The following is a 19,375-nucleotide window of genomic DNA, read 5'->3' on the forward strand; positions in this document are numbered from 1 at the left end:
TCCAATTTTTACCCTTAAGGTATTTTAGCATATTTTAGGGAACTCTCTACTAAATTGAGATAAAATTGTTGTTTTATCCACTTCTTTGATAATGTTTGTTTATATCTTTAAGTACAATAGCTTTAATTTTATTTTCATGCTCTTTGTCTACAAAAATCCTTATCACATTATCACAGTCTATGTGTTCTAAATGCTCAAGCTCTTGCTGTGTATCAATATAAATAATATCCCCTATACGTTTATTCCCGTAATTATCAAAGAAATATTTAACTCCCTCGTCATATTCCCTGTCCCATCTTTCCATCCTAATTTGATCAATTGGTGAATTAGAGGTTTCATTCGTAAAGTCAGATTGATCTTCCTCATTTATTTTAGTTGCACTCACTTTCATTTGAACTCGTTCGTTAATTTCTTGAGAAGTATCTTCTATAATAAGATATTGATTAATAATAGAATCTAGTGCGTTAATTATTTTATTTAGATAAACTTTTTTTACAGGCTTCTTAAATTGATTGTAAGTCAAAGGTACTTCAATGTAACCACGGGCAAGTGTATCGTACTCCGCAAAACTATTTGAATTATCATCACGCTGAATTACCTTATATTCAATGCAAAGGCTATTAGTATTACGGTAAAGGCTGGTTTGAAGCGTTGTATTGTTATCTAAATTATATAGGTCGCATGTTGTTTCCATACTTCCTCTGAATTGATTAAAATCTACTTGATATGTACTCATTTTAATGTCTCCATTCTGTTTAAAATATGCATTTTATTTTGATTTGAATGATACAAAACAGCGCCTGCCACAAGGACAGGACGCTTTAATATTTATTCCCCTTTCAAATAGTGCTTGTAATTTTCCAGCATAATGTACTTCCCTTTGTTGTCCTCAAAAACATTCCTCTTCCCTTTCCTGTGAGGCATTTCACGGCGTTCTCCATCAAGAAGGTCGATGTCAATAACACTAACCACTTCCGATCCGTTTAGATGATATTCATATGTACGATGTGCTGGGAACTGTGGGTGTCTCAATGAAACTACTTCCGTTGTTTTAGCTGCTGTTTGTGTTTTCATTTTAATATCCCCTTTTTCTATATTTTTTGTATTTGTTAATTATATTATAATTTGATAATCTATAATAATCAATAATTAAATGCATATTTTTTGTATTTGATATAGCATTAATATTAATTGCTCATGAGGGGGTTTGGGGGTGGTGTGAGCAAAAATTGTTCAGGTGAGGAACGAACCGTTTTGAACAATTAACAGCACCCCCATTCTCTTATTTTATTATTTAATTTATTTTTGTCTCTCTTAAAGACTTAGACGGAAAAACCCTTGGTATTATTGAGCTTTTTTAAGAGTTTAAGAGGTTTATTCTCTTTAACTACCCATTTAACCATTCAATTAGCAGCTCCCTCATCCTTAATGAGGGTATGTATAATGTTATTTCTTCACCATCTCTAATTGCAGATCTCCAAATCCATTGTACTAATTCGGATAATGCAAATGCATCTTGATCAATTGATATTTGATATTTCTCTTTAAAATAATTATATAGAACAGTGTTAACGTATCTGTTTATTGTATACACCAAGTGTTTTTTGTGCTTAAAATCATTGGTAGCTCTAGCATTACATGATACAAACCCTTTTGTATATCCATTCCCCTTTATTTTGTTTTTATGTTCTGAGTAAGTCGTCCACATAGCTTCATCACTTGATGACTTAACAATGTTGTTAAAGTAATTGAATACATTGTTCTTTACCTTCTTGATCGTATATGGTGATTTATTTTTATACCAATTAGATGATAATGAATAATCCAATTGGCCAACTGTATTTAAGTTACCTTCATATATTTTTATTTTATTTCTTAATTGAGCCTTTAGAATACTCTCATATTCAGTATTATGTTTAGTAAACCTGTATTGCCCATTTATAAATTCAGAAACGTATTTTTGATACTTGATATTGTTTATATCATAATAATATCTTTGTATTTGAGCATCAAACATGTAAGTGAGTATATAAACTTCTTTAAACAACTTGAATATATCTGCAGGAAAATTCCAAATCAATATATTGTCTTTAAAGTACATCAGATTATTGTTTAAAGCCATATCGCGAATATCATCATAACGTGTTTCATAGTCCTTTTTTTCTTCGTTCCATTTGACAAATCCGTCTTCAACATATATTAACTTTGATTCAAATAGTGTAGTAAGATCATGCTTCTTAACGCGTAACTGTTCAACTACTTCCATAACTTCATCTAATATCAATGTATAGTTGCCTGAAAGGATCAGCTCCTTTGTTTCGTCATTAGCATTTTTGAATAGATTATGTGTAGCAACAATATTTTTGTTCTGAGATAAAAGTTCATGAAATGACTCAAACTTATATTGTGTTTTGTCACCTTTCTTCTTTACTTTAGGTTCATAAATTTGTTTACTGCTTATGCTCTTCTTAATGCGATCCACTTCATCCAAGTACGGTGTAATGAAAATAAAATTTTCGTCTGTCCCTGAATTATTTATCATGTCAATTGCTGCAGATGTTTTACCGCTACCCATAATAGAATCGATCACTTTAACTCTTTCCATATATTCTCCTTATATTTTAATTTTGTATTGAAAAATAAGGAACGATAATTGCCTTACCGCTCCCTTATTTATAACGCATATTTAATTATCCTTATGTTGCTGCATGATTAATACTGAATCACCTTGTTTTACTTTGCTTATCTCTTCTCTGTACTCTAAAAGGTCTTTATCAATTCTGACAGTTGCTTCTTTGATGGAGTCAATATCTTTCTTGAGCATTTCCAATTCCTTTGTCAGCTGCCGAATAGCATCCAGGAATTTTTTCTCCACTCATCTCACCTCAATGATTTAATTATACCATGAGGCCTATATGATTAGTGTGACTTGTTTCTTAGTTTAAGGAATACAAAATAGATGATCCATAACAGTATGGCAATGATACATGTGACTACAAATATTGTGTTGATTAGTGCCTTTCCTTCGCTGCTGAAGTAATCTTTGATGAGTTGAAACATTAAGAATAAGCCAATGAATGTAATATGGGTAAACCATAGTGAGAATCGTTTCATGTTTACAATGTGCTTGATCATGTTATAATATGGGTAGGAACTAAAGGAGAAGTTCATTCCCCTTTAGCTTAGCTCTCATCGGCGTATACGTTGGCGTTGTCTCTTTGGTCGGAGCCGCTTGCGTATACGCTTTTTCTTTTTGCTTGTCCCATTCTTTAGGTTTCTTACCTTCTCAACTATTGTTAGACTGTTGATTGTAAGAACCGTTAAAGATATGAGGAAAGCAACTACGATACCCACTTTCTCAAGCACTATGTACACCTCCTTTCCTATGACTCTATTATAACATAATTCATGATTTTTATATACATATTTTTTATATTTGTAGTGAGATATTTGTGTGTTGATGGATGGTATTAAGATGCTTTGTGTGCTGTTTGAATGAACAAGAATGTAATTGATTGGGAATTGATTAAGGATGCTTAGAGAGGTATTATATTGTTTCTGAAAGCGTTGAGTGTGATTAGGTTGGATGATGATTGGAATAAGATATGGATATGTATAGTGATGAGGATAAGGTTAAAATAAATATGTCTTCGATTCCCTCGGATTCGTTATAAATACGATTATTTTTAATGAATAGGTATTCATTTTCAAATTACTAATCAATTTAATTTTTTAAAATTAATTCTTGTGTTTGGCCTGGAATTATGTTAGCACTGGTGCAGACCTCCCCAAGTCATCAAATGCATGTATAATGTTCCTTATACACGTATTACAATACCAATATATGGGGGTATATTTACATCTAATGGTAAAATTAAGGGAACGGATGTACCCATAGCACTTCCATTTCCACACCCTATCCAAATTTTCATTTTCCTAATTCCACCTCAAAATCACCCTTTTTCACATCGTATTTGCTATCGTAAAAGCCTTTAGTATCAACGTTTTTCCTTCTTAAAATTTTCCCTTTTTCATCAATATCTCCTTAAAACAACCACTTCCCCCTACTCTCACTTATGTTTTACGATCGCTTATCCCCTAATTACCATTCGATAATGCAAATACCCTTATGTTTACTGGATTTTTAAGCTCTTTAAATATTTTTACGATAGGCATGTTTTTAGATTACGATAATCACTCCATCTCCATATGCCTCAGAATACACCTCAATTACCTGGATCTGTTAACACACTAGTGAAAAAACAATAGACAAATACAAATAATATGTATATAATAAATCCATAAGCGAGGAGGTGAGATAATGCAAAAGGATTCAGAGAAAGTAACGTACATGTCTAGGGATTTAATTGAATTTTTGGAGACTACTATTATCGATGGAACTGCTTCACAAGAAGAAAACACTCTTTATGAGGACTATAAACTATTTGGAACAATCGATAAAAAGAGCTATGCATTCAAAAAACTTGTATATAAGTATCTAAAAAGCGATTATTAAATCAAAAAATATGTATAAAAGTAATAAGGGGAGAATTTATTGAAAGGAAAAAAATACGGTCTAAATAAGCAAGTACATATTTACAGTATTGATACTTCTGCTTTTTATAATGATCAAGAAAACAAATTACATAACAAGATTTTAAAATCATACAGGTACAGAGATCATCTCAAAAAACTTGAACATGTTGATAAAAAACATAAGAAGTACATAACGCAAAGGATTATTTCCTTAAAAGAAAAGCTTTATAACGCCTTTAACGATCATATTCAAATAAGAACACTTAGAACAGATTCTCTGAAAGATAATAATGTGATTTCATTATTTGATTCAGTCTTAACTCGAACGCTGGGAATCAAAGAAAACTCTCTCTCTGAAGAGATCATGGTTGTCCAAACTTATCACTTTCAAATTTTAAGGGACATTATTGATAAAGGATTCATACATAACAATGAGAAATACGTTTATTTCACTAGCAGTGCCGGTCAAATACGAACCAAAAAATCTTGTTTTATCAAGCAAAGCACCTTAGATAAGTATCAAAATGCTTTAACTTGTGGCCTTAGTGTGGAGCAAATCAATGCTCAAGGTGGAAGCAGCATAAACAAATGGAATAGCTACATGGCCTTATCTAATAGCGCCAGCAGTCCATGGGAAATCGATATTGATAAAGCAATTGTCGTGAATGACTTAGAAACAAACGTTTCCAGCCTGGTTGATTATATTGACCGTGATACATATGAAATCACTCGTAAGATTATGGATATTCCTATAGAACATACAGATGGTTGTGGAATGATGCTTCCTAGTTTGAGCCAGAAAAGCTTTATGGTCAGATTACCTTGGGTTAAGGGTCTACTTGTTCCATTTGACTTTAGAAAGTTTGCTGAAAAACACAGTTCATTTATAGTTAAGGACGTCTACGGTAAAGAATGGGATATTATTAAAGATGATATCCAAATAATTTTTACGAAAAGCCAGTTTAAGATGTGGAAGTACTATGATTCTTGGGATGATTATCGCTATAAATTTAAAAAGTATGGATGTTTAGGAGCTAAATTAAATGAAGAAGATCCATCTGTTGAGGGAAAACTGACTTACCAGATGCTACAAACACTCACTGATATCACAGATGAGGAATTGAAACAAATCAGCTCAAAGACTGTTAGTGAGATTACTCAATTAGGCACTGATAAAGAAACAATGATGAAAGTTTTAGGGGCTACCGAGAAAAATAAACATAAAACAAGCCTTCAAGAAGCTCTTCTAATATATCCTGAGCTGCTAAATGATGATCACACCAAAGAAATCATTAAGAATAAGAAGAAGAGTATGATTAAGGACGCCAAATCAGGAAAATTACTTGTCAGTGATGCTAGGTATACATATTTATGTCCTGATCTATATGCTTTTTGTGAAAGATTGTTTCTTGGGATTGAGAATCCGAAAGGACTGCTTTCAGGAAGCGATGTCCATTGTTCTTTATATGATGAAGGGTATATTGATATCCTTCGCTCCCCTCATCTATTCAGAGAGCATGGAGTTAGGTGGAACAAAAAAGATAAGGAATATGAAAAGTGGTTCATTACCCCAGGTGTTTATACCAGCATTCATGACCCGATATCCAAGCTGCTGCAGTTTGACAATGACGGGGATAAGGCCTTAATTATTTCTGATGAGCTAATCGTCAATATTGCCAAGCGTAATATGGAGAACATCGTTCCTTTGTATTATGAAATGTCTGTAGCCCAGAAACAAGAGATTAATAGCAGAAACATCTATGAAGCACTAACTCTTGCTTATGGGATCAATATCGGGGAGTACAGTAACAACATCACTAAGATATGGAACAGTGACAATATAAACCTGGACGTGATCAAATGGTTATGCATGGAGAATAACTTTACTATCGATTTTGCAAAAACCTTATTCATGCCCACCCGCCCTGATCACGTTGATGAGAAAATCAAAGATTACATAAAAAATAAAGTGCCCCACTTCTTCATCAATGCAAAGGATAAAGAAGAACATAGCGTTGAGTTAATTAATGAAAGCACAGTAAATAAGTTAGACTCCATTATCCCTTCTGACCGAATTAATTTCGCAGCTGTTGCAGGAAAGTTCGATTATCGTTTCCTGCTTAAGAACAAGGAGATTAAAGTGGACGATGCAATTATTAGTGAATACAAACGATTAGACCAGAACAAGAAATGGCTGATGAATGATGAAGACATTAAGCCTGGACAAAAACTTTATGTTTATAAGGTTATAAAAGACAGATTGATGAAGGTTCACAACGACGAGCAATATGTTTCTGATGTTTTGGTTAAGCATTTATATAAAAAGAAAAGCAAATTTAAATCAACATTATGGGAGTGCTTTGGCCAGACTCTATTAGAGAATCTAAGACATAACTTAAAGACTTATAGAGGATGCTGTAGTTGCGGTAAGATGTTCAAATCAGCATCGAACAAGGCGAAATATTGTCCAACCTGTGCAAAGAAAATAGCACAAAAGCAAAAAAACAAGTGGAAAAGGGATAAATGGAGGAAAGAAGAAAAATAGAAAGTGCCATGAGCCTTACTCCCCCAAGGGGTACAGCGATTTTACCGGAAAAAGTTTAACAAAAAAAGCATCTTGAACCCTTGATACGACTGGGCTGGGAGCCCCTTTTGAGATAATCGCCATAAGGGAGAAAGAAAGCTAATTTCCACATAAAAGGGTGAGTAAGTCTCCCGTTTTTTCAAAAAAATCATAAACGTTACCGTAATTATACTTTAACACAAAAATAAGCGAAATCACTAGGAGGAATTAAAACATGAACAAAACAGAATTTGTTGGAGCAGTTGCAGAAAAATTAGGTGTTACTAAGAAAGAAGCTATTCCTAAAGTAGAAGCAGTATTTAATGTCATCGTTGAAACACTAGCAAAAGGTGAATCAATCAAGATTCCTGGAGTTGGTACATTTGAAGTTCGCGAACGTGCAGCACGTAAAGGGAGAAATCCGCAATCAGGCGAGGAAATTGATATTCCAGCAACAAAAGCACCTGCCTTTAAGGCGGCAAAGGCTCTCAAGGATGCAGTTAAAGCTTAACTAATTGAAGAGGAATGTCATAAATTTCATCGACATTCCTCTCAGTATAAAACCTGTTAATGTTCTGCCAAAAACTTGTTTACAAACTCAATTACTTCATCATATTTTTGATCATTTGGTTGTCTTTCTAGTTCATTATCTGGATGAGAAGATCTTTGCATTAGTCTAATGTTTATTGTATTTAATGAAGCAGACAAGTTAAAAATGACAAAACCAGCATCGAACAATTTTCCTATTTTTAAAAACTCAATTTCTTGCTGGTTTAATAAAACAGATAAGTTTATCCAATAGAGCTCATCTGTGGAGATACATTTATAATCTTTCTCAATAATGGATACCTCTGCATAGTTTTCTTTTCCTTCTCCATGCTTATTTCGGAATTTTATTCCGACAATATCGCCTTGTTCATTAGGATCGAGACTTTTCGAAATTATGCATAGAACTGCTGTTGTAATATGTTCTTTAGAGGTTATCCCCTCTTCTTTTATTGTGCCGAATTCTTGATTAACCTTGTCTACAAATTCATCGATTTTAGGTTGGAAATCAGCTGATTTTTGCTGAGCTTTTTCACGTTGGCTTTTCAACAAATTTTCTTCAATTAAAAAAAGTGATTTTCTAACATTCTCAATTTCCTTGCAATGGATCTTGGGCTCGAATCCGTATAGAAAATTTAAAGTGTTTTCAATACGACCTTTAAAGGTGCGAATTTCTTTAGAACTGCTTTCTATTAGATCAACGTCCTTTATTCTTATATGCAATAACTTTCTTCGAAAATCTATGTCAATTATTGTAGGATATGCTGCATAAAGATTGTCACTATCTTGACTGTATATTTTAACTGGTTTCTTATCTAATAAAAGCAACCTTAAATTATCAAAATCGTACCTTCTGTACCCACAGATAACAAAATCTTTTTCTGAATCATTGTTTACGTTTGAAAGTATTTTATTGTCAGAAGGAACATTCCATTTTCTAAGCAAGTCCTTTAATTCTGTTTCGTTATTGCATAAAATATTTTCGACCTGTAATTTGTAAAGATACGAGTTAAATAATGTATCTTCTATCAGAAGAAAGAGTAATTCGTCAAGGTCTACTTCTGTTATTAAACCTTCCTCTATTCCTTTGACTAGTGTTTTTGCCACTTTTATGGCCCTGTCTTCGTCATCTTTCTGTGCCAAGACATCACCATAGAACTTATTAAATTCTGCAAATTTATTCATGAACTCAAGTTTTTGCATAACAAGTCCTTTTCTTAGATATGGATAAAACAATTTCAAATCCGAGAGTATTTCGTTGCTACTTTTTTTCATATATTTGACCCCTTTTTATTTATTGGAGGAATGAAATGAAAATAAAAATTTTCACTAACAGACTTTTTATTGGGTGTTATGGCGTCGAACTTTTAATGTCTAACAAAAAATCTCTTGCTATAGGAACACTGCTTAACATTAAAAATAAAGAGTATTGTATAACTTCAATATCTCTACTTAATCCATCATTGTTGCTCTTAGAAGTCTGTTAAAACATTCACTCATTTACATAATTCGACATTTTCCTTCGGATTCCTTTTGTTTTTTGAATATTCATTCCGAAATATAATGCTTGAGTAACTTTACTTCCATCTTCTTAAGGCTATTAGATTAATAACAATGATAAATTGCCTTCAATGAAATCAAAAACTTCACTTTATTACTATGAAGTGCGAGAAGAGAAGTCTTATTCTGATTTTCCAGTAATCTCCTTCGGGCGTTTCCCCAACGCCTATCCGACTTATCTTTTCATCTCCTTTATATCCCCTTTTCGGATGTTACCGATGCTTCGGATCATCGGGCTTCCGAAGGAGCTTATTGTACGTAAATAAAACACATATTGGAGGAATTTAATTTGGCTAAGAAAGTTCATACAGTAAATTTAAAAGGTAACTATACTTACATTGATGGAATTATTGAAGAAGAAACAAAAACAGACATTGAGCGTTATGATCTGAATTCAATTTTAAAATCATTTGATGGTCGGAAAGTGAAAATTTCTATTACCGAAGAAGACGAACTTCCACAAATCAATGAGTAGGTGGTGACTGAATGTCAGCTATTTTAAACCCTGTGTTGCACCGTGAAAAGGAAGAATCCTTTACTGACTATCACATCCGACTTTTTAAAAATAAAGATACTTATCACATTGATACTAAAACCATTGCCGCACTCTTAAACAAAGATCAAGGTACAAATTATGATGAGAGTAAATGGCGCAAGGATTATAAGCAATATGAACGATGGAATGATTACATAATGTCCAAGAGTTTGGATGAAGAAATTCTAAGGAAATACGAAGAAGTGCGACTTCAATCTGAAAAGGAAAAGATTAGAACTCGTGATCAAAAAAGAGAATATAGAAAAAGTATAGCGAATCAAGCTCGCTTTGAAAAAATCAAGGATGATGTAGTCCAAGCTATTGCTAATTTAGAATCAAAAAGACCTCTTCGTTTCACTTTCCCCCTCCCAGCTACTGCTGAAAAGCATGGGCTTGCTTTATTCAGTGACTGGCACTTCGGAATGAAAATTGATAACCGCATCAATAAGTTCAATAAAGAAATATTCGATGAACGAGTTGAGCATCTCACAAACAAAGTAATTGAGCATGGAAAGAAGAATCATGTCTCCACATTACACGTTGCAAATCTTGGCGATTTAATTGGAGGTCTTATACATGTTTCAACAAGAGTTCAGGCTAATGAAGATGCTGTAGAGCAAATTAAATATGTGTCAGAAACGCTTGCTGAGGTGTTAGCTATGTTGGCCAGCGAGTTTCAAGAAATTAAGTTTTACAATGTAGCTGGTAATCACGGTCGTCTTTCCCCTTCTAAGAATGATGTGGGAATAAAAGAAAACTTTGAATACCTCATTAATTGGTATCTCGAAGCTAGATTAAGAGATATTAAAAACATTTCCATCGAACCGGAACAAGATGGTTTTATCCCCGCTAAAATCAACAATCAAGAAGTCGTGTTTGTCCACGGTCACTATGATCGTGTTGATCAATGCGTAACCCGCCTTCCTCAATTACTTGGCTATATCCCTTCTTACATATTTGGTGGTCATATTCATCACAACTATGAAAAAGAATATGGCAGCACAACAGTTGTGGTAAACGGAGCGCTTGTTGGCGCTGATGATTATGCGATACAGGGTCGCTTTGGTACGAAACCGTCTCAAAAGTTTATGGTCTTTGATGATGACGGGATTGAGGCTACTTACATAATTCGTTTTAAAAATTAAAAGTAAAGGGATGAGTCTATGTCTGCCAATGAATTTATAGGAATATTAGCAGAACAGTGGGACAACCTGTCCCGTGAAAGCAAGAACGCTCTAGTAAATTTAATTGTTAATTGATATAAAACTTTAATTTTATAAAGATGAGGATGAGGAAGATTGAAAGAAGAAACTAAAGTTCTTTGGGAATATGTAAAGCTACTAAAAGAAATTAATGATAGTGGTTATCTGTGTAACAGGGAATTAAAAGACGCCCTAACAAGTCTGCATAAAAGCATGGGATTTGAGAAAAACACTAAAAGTGAACAATTGAACCAAGATGTCAAATTCTCTACTAAACCCTTAAACGGAAATAGCTACACATTGAGCTCGGGCTATAATCCTGAAAGAATTGCTGTAATTAATCCTGGAGGAGAAGAAACAACCTTTTTAATTATTGATTTATACAATTCCCGTATTGAGGACATCTCAAAGAAAGTGGAATATGGAACGTTTAAACATCAGGCTAGTCAAATAAAAGCCGTAATTATAGACAAACGACCGAGTAAATTAATAATTGATGCAAACGGTATTGGAAAAGGTTTGCTTGATGCTCTTGCTGATACCTTAAAAGGAACCAAGGTTGTTTTGTCCGAAAATGGTGCCTTAACTTATAAATAAAATACTTTTTTAGAACGTCCAGTGATGATTGCGGTACTCCCCTTCCGCTCTATTGCTGGGCGTTTTATAAAACGTGTTTACATCAACTAACTTTATGGAGGTGAAATATGTCTGCTGAAAAAATAAAATGCTCAAGCTGCGGCAAAGAACAGAATGCCAATCAATATTATATCTCAGAATCTCCTTTCAATTCTGCAACTGGCAAACTGTCAGTATGTAAGAGCTGTCTCCAAAATGAATTCCAAAAAGACAAAGATAACTTAAAGAATGTACAAAACATCTTGAGAATGATTGATCGTCCATTTGTTTACGACTTGTGGGTCTCCGCTGTTAATGAATCAGAGTCCAAGAAAAAGTCAGCTGGAAATGTGTTAGGTACATATATGAAAAATATCGGAATGAAAGATTACAAGTCAAAAACTTGGGCAGACAGTGAATTTAATGATCCGAGTCAGGAAACTGATACAACAGAACCTAAAGACGTCAATGAAGATAAAATTTGGGGCAATGGATTCTCTAAACAAGATTTAGACTATCTAAACAATTTTTATCGCTCTTACAGCGAAAATTATGCAACTGACACTCCAGTGCAAGTTAACCTATATAGAAATATCGCAAAAGTTCATTTGCAGGCAGATAAGGAATTAGCTAACGGCAGTATTAAGCAGTACAAAGATCTTTTAGAGTTGTCGTCTAAGTTGCACAATGACGGCAACATTAAGCCGATACAATCCACAGGAGCAAATGATGATAAAGGCTTGTCTTCTTATGGATTATGGATTAAGACTATTGAGCAAACTGAACCATGTGAAGCATTCGAGCATAAAAAAGAATATGAGGATTATGATAAGTTCAACACATATATTCAAAGATGGTTTGTTCGACCTTTTAAAAATATTTTTAATATCTCTAAAGATTTCGATGTGAATGATTAATGGGACACTTTCAAATCAAAAGAAATAAAGCCTCTAAGGGGCAAAACCATCTAGAACAAACCAAGAATGTATCAAAAGTTAAAGAAAAGCAAAGCTCAAATGATCGCTTGAGAAATCAGATGAAAAAATGGACAACCTTTTATAGGTTAAATATGCATCGCTTTGTTGAGCATTATTTTGAAATTGACCTTTTCTTCTTTCAAAAGATTCTTATTTTCTTCATGAATCTGAATACATTTTTTATGCTAGTCGCTGCTCGGGGTTTATCTAAATCTTTTATGATTGCCATTTTTGCTTGTGCAAGATGTGTTTTATATCCAAACACAAAAGTAGTTATTGCATCTGGAGTTAAGAAACAGGCAAAATTGATAATCACTGAGAAAATTGAGAAAGAACTAATGCAGTATCCTAATTTTGCCCGTGAAATTAAACAAATAAGGTCTTCCTCAAATGAAGCAATGGTTGTTTTTCATAACGGATCAACAATTGAAGCTGTTACTTCAAGCGAAAATTCACGTGGCTATCGCGGCAATATCCTAATCCTCGAAGAATTCCGCATGATCGATGAAAACATCTTAAAAACTGTTTTGAAACCCTTCCTAAACGTTTACAGACAACCTCCTTACCTAAAGAAAGAACAATACCGCCATCTAACCGAAGAGAATATTGAAGTATACATTTCTTCTGCTTGGTACACGTCTCATTGGATGTGGAAGTCAATGAAAGCAGCAAGGGATGCAATGCTTAAAGGTAGAGATACAATGATATTTTCATTGGACTATCTAACCTCTATTTATCACGGTCTTCTTTCTAAAGAACGGATCAATAAAGAACGTGAAAGCTCTGATTTTGATGAAGTATCTTTTATGATGGAATATGAAAACCTAATGTATGGGCAAAATTCCAACGCTCTATTTAAGTTGAACGATATTACTAAAAATAGAACTCTAAAAAAACCCTTCTATCCTATAAAGAATATTGATTACTCTATTCATAAAAATAAGCGCAAAGAAAAGCTAAAAGACGGCGAAGTGCGAATCTTAAGCGTTGACGTTGCACTTATGGGGGGAGAAGCAAACGATAATACCGTTATTACTTGCATTAGACTCCTACCCAATGGAGACAAGTATCAACGTAAAGTTCCATACATAGAGACAATCGAAGGTAATCATACAGACGATCAAGCAATTAGAATTAAACAGTTATTTGAGGATTTTCAAGCTAGCTATGTGGCACTTGATACTCATGGCAACGGTATGTCGATTTATGATGCCTTGGCTAAAGTTAACTACGATGAAGAACGAGATGTAGAATACGATGCATGGTGTTCGTTTAACGATGAGGAAATGAGACAAAGAGCCAAAACTCCTAATCCACTTCCTGTTGTATTTTCAATTAAGGCCAACGGTAAACTGAACCACGAAATCGCTTCAACTCTACGTGTAAACCTTCAAAGTTCTAATATCGAATTACTGATTAGTGAAATTGAAGGCAGTGACTTTTTATCGGATAAATCAGGGTATCAAAATGCAAGCATTGAAGATAAAGTCCGAATGAAAACACCCTACATCCAAACTACGTTACTGGTTAACGAATTAGTTAATCTTGAACATGATATTGTGGGCGGTTATATCAGAATTAAAGAAAAGTCAGGGAAAAGAAAGGATAGGTATTCTTCCTTAGCTTATGGCAACTATCTCGCAAAGGTTTTAGAAGGTGAAAACCTTCAAAAGTCAGAGTACGACATAGATGATGAACTTGTCTATTTTTAAAAGAAATGAGGTGAAACATGGTAACCTTAAATAAAGTTGACATTGAGTCTGAAGAGTATAAGCAAATGCTGAATGACTATTCAACTTATACTTCTACATTTGCTTCCGGCTTTATCTCAAATATGTTTTCCAATGGAATTGTTACGGAAATTGAGGCCGAACAATTAAAGAATTATTTTTCTAGCCCCGATGAATTTCAAGAAGAAATTGAAGATCTTGCGGAGTATTTTTATATTTCGACTGCAGAGATACACCAATTGTTCGAATTGATTGAAGCCCTCCCTACCCTCAACTATAAAATTGACTCCTTTAATAAAGTTAAGTCTTCAGATAAGCACATTTCTCTTTTGAATAAATCCTTACATAAGGTCAAACATAAAAGACTTACTAGGGATCTGTTAAAACAGGTAGCTACAGCTGGCACTCTTGTTGGTATATGGCTTGGGGATGCTAAGAACCCCTATCCGTTTATTTTTGATGAGATTAAATATGTATTCCCCTCATTTAGAAGAAATGGGGACTGGGTATGTGTTGTTGACATGGAGCTGTTCACTAAGTATAAAGATGATCACAGAAATGAATTGTTAAAAAGCCTCTCCCCTTATATTAAACAAAGCGATTATGAAAACTTCATGAAAGATCGAGAGAAATATCGATTTAAGGAATTGCCACAAGAAAGAACTTTTCCACTACGCACAGGGACGCTAAAAAGAAATCAAGGATTGGGAACATCTTGGGTTACCCCAGGTCTATATGACGTTCTCCATAAAAAGAAACTTAAAGATGTTGAAAGATCGATTGCAAATAAAATTATTAACGCTGTTGCAGTTCTAACGATTGGAACAGATAAAGGTAATGGCGAATACACAAACATGAAGCTGCCTAAAGCAGTTAAACAAAAAATTCATGGTGGCGTTAAAACAGCTTTGGAAAAAAACCAAAAAGATGGAGTAACTGTAGTATCAATCCCTGACTTTGCTGACATCAATTTTCCAGATGTTAAAGCAGATGGATTAGATGGTGCAAAATTTGATCATATCAATAGCGACATTCAGTCTGCTTACGGCTTATCCGGCTCCCTTTTAAATGGTGATGGAGGTAACTACGCTACTTCATCATTAAACTTGGATACATTTTATAAGCGTATTGGCGTTTTAATGGAGGATATTGAACAAGAGGTTTATCAAAAGTTATTCAACCTTGTTTTGCCAGCTGCCCAAAAAGACAATTACTATATGAATTACGATAAAGACAAGCCGCTCACTCTCAAAGAAAAAATGGATATCTTAATTAAATTAAATGATAAGGGATGGTCTATTAAGCACGTAGTTGATAATTTGGCAGGAGTGTCTTGGGAAAGTTACCTTGAACAAACTCTATATGAAACTGAGGAGCTGAAACTCCAAGAAAAAATTAGACCTTATCAAACTTCATATACCTTCACTGGGAATAAATCAGGTCGCCCAAATGAAGGAAATAAAAACAACGACAACACAGTGAAGTCAGCTACCTCCAACGGTAATGACAATCCTATCTAAAACTTCACTTTTGAAGGGAGGTGAAATTATTTGACAAAGAAGCAAAAGAAAAAACTATGTCAACTTCAATTAAATGAGATTAAAACATCAGATGATCCAACAAAGTTGTCATGTAGCTTTGTCATTTTTGATTTCGATGTCTCTCACAATAACGCAGTAATTTCTAAGGATGTTGCTCTTGAAGCTGCTTCAACAATTATTAATAAACCGATTGTTGCAAAATATTACGAGGTTGATGAATTAAATACTTCTACAGATGCATTGGGAACTCATGAAGCTTATCTAGACACGGACAAGCACGGAGAACTTGAAGTAAAAAGAGATACTGCTCCAATTGGAGTCTTTACATCTGAGGGATACATAACTGAAATTGAAACCCCAGAAGGTAAAAAAGAAGTATTGGCAGCAGATGCAATACTTTGGTGCTCCCGATTTAAAGATGCATGTGAACTTTTACTTGAATGGTATGGTCGGGGTATTAACATTAATACAAGTTGTGAGATCCTTTATTCAAATTACAGTATGCAAGATGGCATTGAACACCTACAGTCCCCTATCTATTTCGAAGGTCATGCAATTTTAAATTCTGAGAAACGTGGAGAGCATGACATTGTCCTCCCCGCTTATGATTCTTCCAAACTTCTTAGCTTTAATGAAATTCAACAATTTGAAAGATTAGTTGCTCAAGCAGCTACAAGACAAAATAATGAGGAAGGTGAAAAAATGAATAAGTTTAGAAAAGTATTTGAATTGTCTCATTCTGACGTTCGGACACTTCTTTATAACCAATTAGATCCAACCCTTGACAAGGAGTCAGCATCTTATATTGCAGATGTATATGATACATATTTCATCGTAAACGTGTATAGCTGGTCAGATGAAAATAGCTACGACAAATATTTTAAGTTCAATTACACAAGAACAGGCGATACTGTTTCAATTGATTTTGATAGTAAAGTCGAGGTATTCATGACACGTAACTGGGAGGAAGTTCTTCCTGAACCTATTCAAACACAACTTAACCAAAAAAATGAACAGATTAAAGATTTAACGAATCAAGTAAATCAAATCAATAAGAATAAGGCAGATATTGAACAGCAATTCAACACTGCTAGTGAAAAGCTTGTGCAATTAAATTCTGAAGTGGAACAATTGAAGCCTTACAAAGAAAAACACGAGAAAACTTTATTAGAGCAAAAACTAAATGAGAAAAATGAATTCTATAAAGCGAAATTTGAAGCTTTAAATGCTGAGGAAAAATTCAGTACAGAAGAAGTACAAAACCTTATCCATGCTTCGGTTAAACAAGATGAAGAAGGAGAAAAAGCTGTATTACAACTTAACACAATGTTAGTTGATTTAGTTAGTGTTCCTACTGAAACAAATACAACCATTAGAGAATTTTCAAGTAAACGGGAAAATTTAATCCCTAACGATGACTCTTTTGAATCACGCTTTTCACAATAAATTTTAAACTTGGAGGAATAAAATATGGCTACAAGATTACAAAAAGCCCTTACTGAAGTAGGTAATCATACTACTGGAAACTTGAATTCTTTAAAAATCAAAACAGTTGCTCACGGTGCAAAAGTGACTGGTTCAGACATTGATAACTTTATGCTTGTTGAACTTGGTTTTGATGCTGAGGGGAACCGTACAGCTTCGAAACTATCAGATAAAACAAAAAAAGCATATTTAATTGCATCTCCTGAAGCACGCTACCTTGGTGAATCAATGAGAGATTTTTATAACGGTGTAGGAGAACATGCTCGAATTGTTATCCTTGAGCCAGCTTATACCCGTTTTGATGTTTCTGCATTTTCATTTAATACAGGAGTGACTGAGGTTAAACAAGGTCAGGTAGCTCACTTTGATATTGCTACTCAAAAGTATATTCTTAGTGATCCTGCTTCACCTCATGAGGATTATGCTGATTCTTCTGCTAAGTTCCTAGTTGTAAATAATGAAGATGACCTTGTTTACACAATGGGACAAAAGCTTGTTCGCCTTGAAGTAATCGAGGCCTAATACATAACAAATAAATTTCAATAAAAGGAGTATTATAAATGAAATTAGATACTGTGAAAATTAAAGGCTTGTTTAGCCGTGTATTAAATAACAAAATGGACGGTACAGACCAAGCTGATATCCAAACTTACATTAAGAAAGTGTTTGGTGATGGCGGTACTACACCTGACCCTTCCATGCTCCATCAATTTAATAACCTTGTCGTTGAACAAGCTGATGAAATTGCGAAACCAAAAGTAACACAGCTCCTCTCCCTTCTGGCCAATGTCCAACAAGAAAAACGAGGCAATATTAAAGAAATTAAAATTCCAAAAAAGAATAAAGCAAAAGTCATTTGGTCTGCTACAGGCTCTGGTGTTGATTTAGTTCGTGTTGAAGGACAAGAAACAGTTCCTGCTGTTCCTAAAACTATGTCAACAGGTTTCTATTATGAACCCCTAGATCTCGTAACAGATTCAATTGTTTACTTCAATAAATTGGTGAATGATATTGCAGATGCTAAAGTCCGCTTGTACCTCGATAAAATTCATCAATTAACTGCAAGCGCAATTACAGCTGGTAAAATCCCTGCAAAAAATGTTCAAACAGGCTCAAACCTTACTCTTCAACAATACAACAAAGTTGCTTCCGTACTTCAACGTTATGGTGGAAAACCAATCTTCGTCGCTGACACTCTTCTCATTGACTACTTCGCATTCCAACAAGGAACAGACTCTACGTATAAGAACTTCTTAACAGAAGAAGTAAAAGGCGAGCTCCTTACTGCTCTAAATCCAACAACTATCGGCAGAACAACTGCTGTTAACCTCACTAACCCATTTACAGATGATACAAATAGTAAAGTCGAACTTCCTGTCAACAAAGGTTATATGTTTGCCGGCGGCGTTTCTCAAAAACCATTTTCTGTTGTTGAGTATGGCGGACTGCGTCAATTGACAGAACAAGATATCGAAGATGAAAGAATCAAAATGAAAATTGTTCAAGATGCTTCTGTTAACCTTCTTTTTGGAGAAGCAATCGGAATTATTGAAGAACAAGCTGCAGTATCTATCTAAATCAAAATATGAGGATTTTTTAGGAGGATATAAATTTGACTGAAAAAATTAAGTTAGCACGATACAGAAGTACATCTTATTTTGTTGGGTATACCGGCGATGGTGGACATAAACAATACACTTGGGCTGGTAGTAAAAATGGTAAGGCTGATATTAAAGAAGTTCCAAAAGAAGTTGTTGAATGGCTCACAATGAACAGCGTTTGTTTCGATAAAGGTGAATTAGTTATTGTTGAAGATAACGAGACAACCAAAGAGATTAAAGATTCTATTGTTGAGTCGGAGGCTTATGAAAATAACATTCATACCAAAGAAGAAATTGAAAAGATGATTAAATCGGGAAATATTGCTCAACTAAAAAATAAGCTCGATAAAATCACAGTGGATTCTGAGAAGCAATTTATTATTGACGTTGCTTCAGAATTTAGTGATGACATTGCTGCAGGCAAATTAAAAGTTTTGGCTGATTGGATGGGAGTCGCTGATCCTTCCCTTCTCTTTGACTAAGA

The 19,375-nt window shown here is 34.2% G+C and carries 19 protein-coding genes and 1 pseudogene; 13 read left to right on the forward strand and 7 right to left on the reverse strand.

The annotated features are described in order from the left end of the window. Positions 1–73 precede the first annotated feature (73 nt). From SB658_RS05725 to yonT, 6 genes are all read right to left on the reverse strand, one after another. Positions 74–736 (reverse strand): hypothetical protein, encoded by a 663-nt coding sequence (locus tag SB658_RS05725; protein WP_144500926.1) that lies wholly within the window; start codon positions 734–736, stop codon positions 74–76. Between the two features lie 92 nt (positions 737–828). Beyond that, positions 829–1,074 carry a hypothetical protein gene (locus SB658_RS05730; protein WP_144500927.1) on the reverse strand — a complete coding sequence of 82 codons (246 nt, stop codon included), beginning with the start codon at positions 1,072–1,074 and terminating at the stop codon, positions 829–831. Between the two features lie 313 nt (positions 1,075–1,387). Beyond that, positions 1,388–2,605, reverse strand: a complete 1,218-nt coding sequence (locus tag SB658_RS05735) for a hypothetical protein (protein WP_144500928.1) — start codon at positions 2,603–2,605, stop codon at positions 1,388–1,390. An 81-nt stretch (positions 2,606–2,686) separates the two neighbouring features. Continuing rightward, the gene (locus SB658_RS05740; RefSeq protein WP_003230987.1) at positions 2,687–2,875 is read right to left on the reverse strand and encodes a hypothetical protein; all 189 of its coding nucleotides are present in this window, start codon (positions 2,873–2,875) and stop codon (positions 2,687–2,689) included. Positions 2,876–2,919: 44 nt separating this feature from the next. After that, positions 2,920–3,171 (reverse strand): hypothetical protein, encoded by a 252-nt coding sequence (locus tag SB658_RS05745; RefSeq protein WP_134853524.1) that lies wholly within the window; start codon positions 3,169–3,171, stop codon positions 2,920–2,922. Positions 3,172–3,189: 18 nt separating this feature from the next. Beyond that, on the reverse strand, positions 3,190–3,366 hold the full coding sequence (gene yonT / locus SB658_RS05750; RefSeq protein ID WP_032721653.1) for a type I TA system toxin YonT: 177 nt from the start codon (positions 3,364–3,366) through the stop codon (positions 3,190–3,192). A 955-nt stretch (positions 3,367–4,321) separates the two neighbouring features. Between yonT and SB658_RS05755 the strand changes: the two genes are divergently transcribed. The 3 genes from SB658_RS05755 (at position 4,322) to SB658_RS05765 (ending at position 7,610) form a co-directional block, all read left to right on the forward strand. Then, positions 4,322–4,516, forward strand: a complete 195-nt coding sequence (locus tag SB658_RS05755) for a hypothetical protein (RefSeq protein ID WP_061891094.1) — start codon at positions 4,322–4,324, stop codon at positions 4,514–4,516. Positions 4,517–4,555: 39 nt separating this feature from the next. Further along, a complete protein-coding gene (locus tag SB658_RS05760) occupies positions 4,556–7,081 on the forward strand; it encodes a hypothetical protein (RefSeq protein WP_144500929.1) in 2,526 nt (841 codons plus the stop codon). 253 nt (positions 7,082–7,334) lie between these two features. Next, entirely contained in the window at positions 7,335–7,610 is a 276-nt protein-coding gene (locus tag SB658_RS05765) for an HU family DNA-binding protein (protein ID WP_144500930.1), read from the forward strand. 56 nt (positions 7,611–7,666) lie between these two features. Here the strand turns inward: SB658_RS05765 and SB658_RS05770 are convergent, their stop codons facing one another. Next, entirely contained in the window at positions 7,667–8,920 is a 1,254-nt protein-coding gene (locus SB658_RS05770; protein WP_144500931.1) for a hypothetical protein, read from the reverse strand. 574 nt (positions 8,921–9,494) lie between these two features. Between SB658_RS05770 and SB658_RS05775 the strand changes: the two genes are divergently transcribed. The 10 genes and pseudogenes from SB658_RS05775 to SB658_RS05820 all read left to right on the forward strand — a co-directional run bounded on the left by SB658_RS05775 (position 9,495) and on the right by SB658_RS05820 (position 19,373). Then, a complete protein-coding gene (locus tag SB658_RS05775; protein ID WP_019712268.1) occupies positions 9,495–9,680 on the forward strand; it encodes a YonK family protein in 186 nt (61 codons plus the stop codon). An 11-nt stretch (positions 9,681–9,691) separates the two neighbouring features. Further along, positions 9,692–10,885, forward strand: a complete 1,194-nt coding sequence (locus SB658_RS05780) for a metallophosphoesterase family protein (protein WP_144500932.1) — start codon at positions 9,692–9,694, stop codon at positions 10,883–10,885. A 153-nt stretch (positions 10,886–11,038) separates the two neighbouring features. Next, a complete protein-coding gene (locus SB658_RS05785) occupies positions 11,039–11,539 on the forward strand; it encodes a capsid protein (RefSeq protein WP_144500933.1) in 501 nt (166 codons plus the stop codon). Between the two features lie 107 nt (positions 11,540–11,646). After that, positions 11,647–11,982, forward strand: a pseudogene (locus SB658_RS05790) (hypothetical protein); the annotation flags it as partial. A 491-nt stretch (positions 11,983–12,473) separates the two neighbouring features. Further along, complete coding sequence (locus SB658_RS05795) at positions 12,474–14,246, forward strand: terminase large subunit domain-containing protein (RefSeq protein WP_144500935.1); 1,773 nt, start codon at positions 12,474–12,476, stop codon at positions 14,244–14,246. A gap of 17 nt (positions 14,247–14,263) precedes the next feature. Further along, positions 14,264–15,784: a hypothetical protein gene (locus SB658_RS05800; protein WP_113712862.1), complete on the forward strand. Its 1,521-nt coding sequence runs from the start codon at positions 14,264–14,266 to the stop codon at positions 15,782–15,784. Positions 15,785–15,814: 30 nt separating this feature from the next. Beyond that, positions 15,815–17,251 carry a hypothetical protein gene (locus tag SB658_RS05805; RefSeq protein WP_144500936.1) on the forward strand — a complete coding sequence of 479 codons (1,437 nt, stop codon included), beginning with the start codon at positions 15,815–15,817 and terminating at the stop codon, positions 17,249–17,251. Positions 17,252–17,275: 24 nt separating this feature from the next. Continuing rightward, positions 17,276–17,812, forward strand: coding sequence for a hypothetical protein (locus SB658_RS05810; RefSeq protein ID WP_010328108.1), 537 nt, complete (start codon positions 17,276–17,278; stop codon positions 17,810–17,812). 38 nt (positions 17,813–17,850) lie between these two features. Beyond that, positions 17,851–18,867 carry a hypothetical protein gene (locus SB658_RS05815; RefSeq protein ID WP_003230962.1) on the forward strand — a complete coding sequence of 339 codons (1,017 nt, stop codon included), beginning with the start codon at positions 17,851–17,853 and terminating at the stop codon, positions 18,865–18,867. 35 nt (positions 18,868–18,902) lie between these two features. Then, positions 18,903–19,373 carry a hypothetical protein gene (locus SB658_RS05820; protein ID WP_019712890.1) on the forward strand — a complete coding sequence of 157 codons (471 nt, stop codon included), beginning with the start codon at positions 18,903–18,905 and terminating at the stop codon, positions 19,371–19,373. Positions 19,374–19,375: the final 2 nt, after the last annotated feature.

Source organism: Bacillus sp. SIMBA_008 (assembly GCF_046535495.1).
Classification (GTDB): Bacteria; Bacillota; Bacilli; order Bacillales; family Bacillaceae; genus Bacillus; species Bacillus subtilis.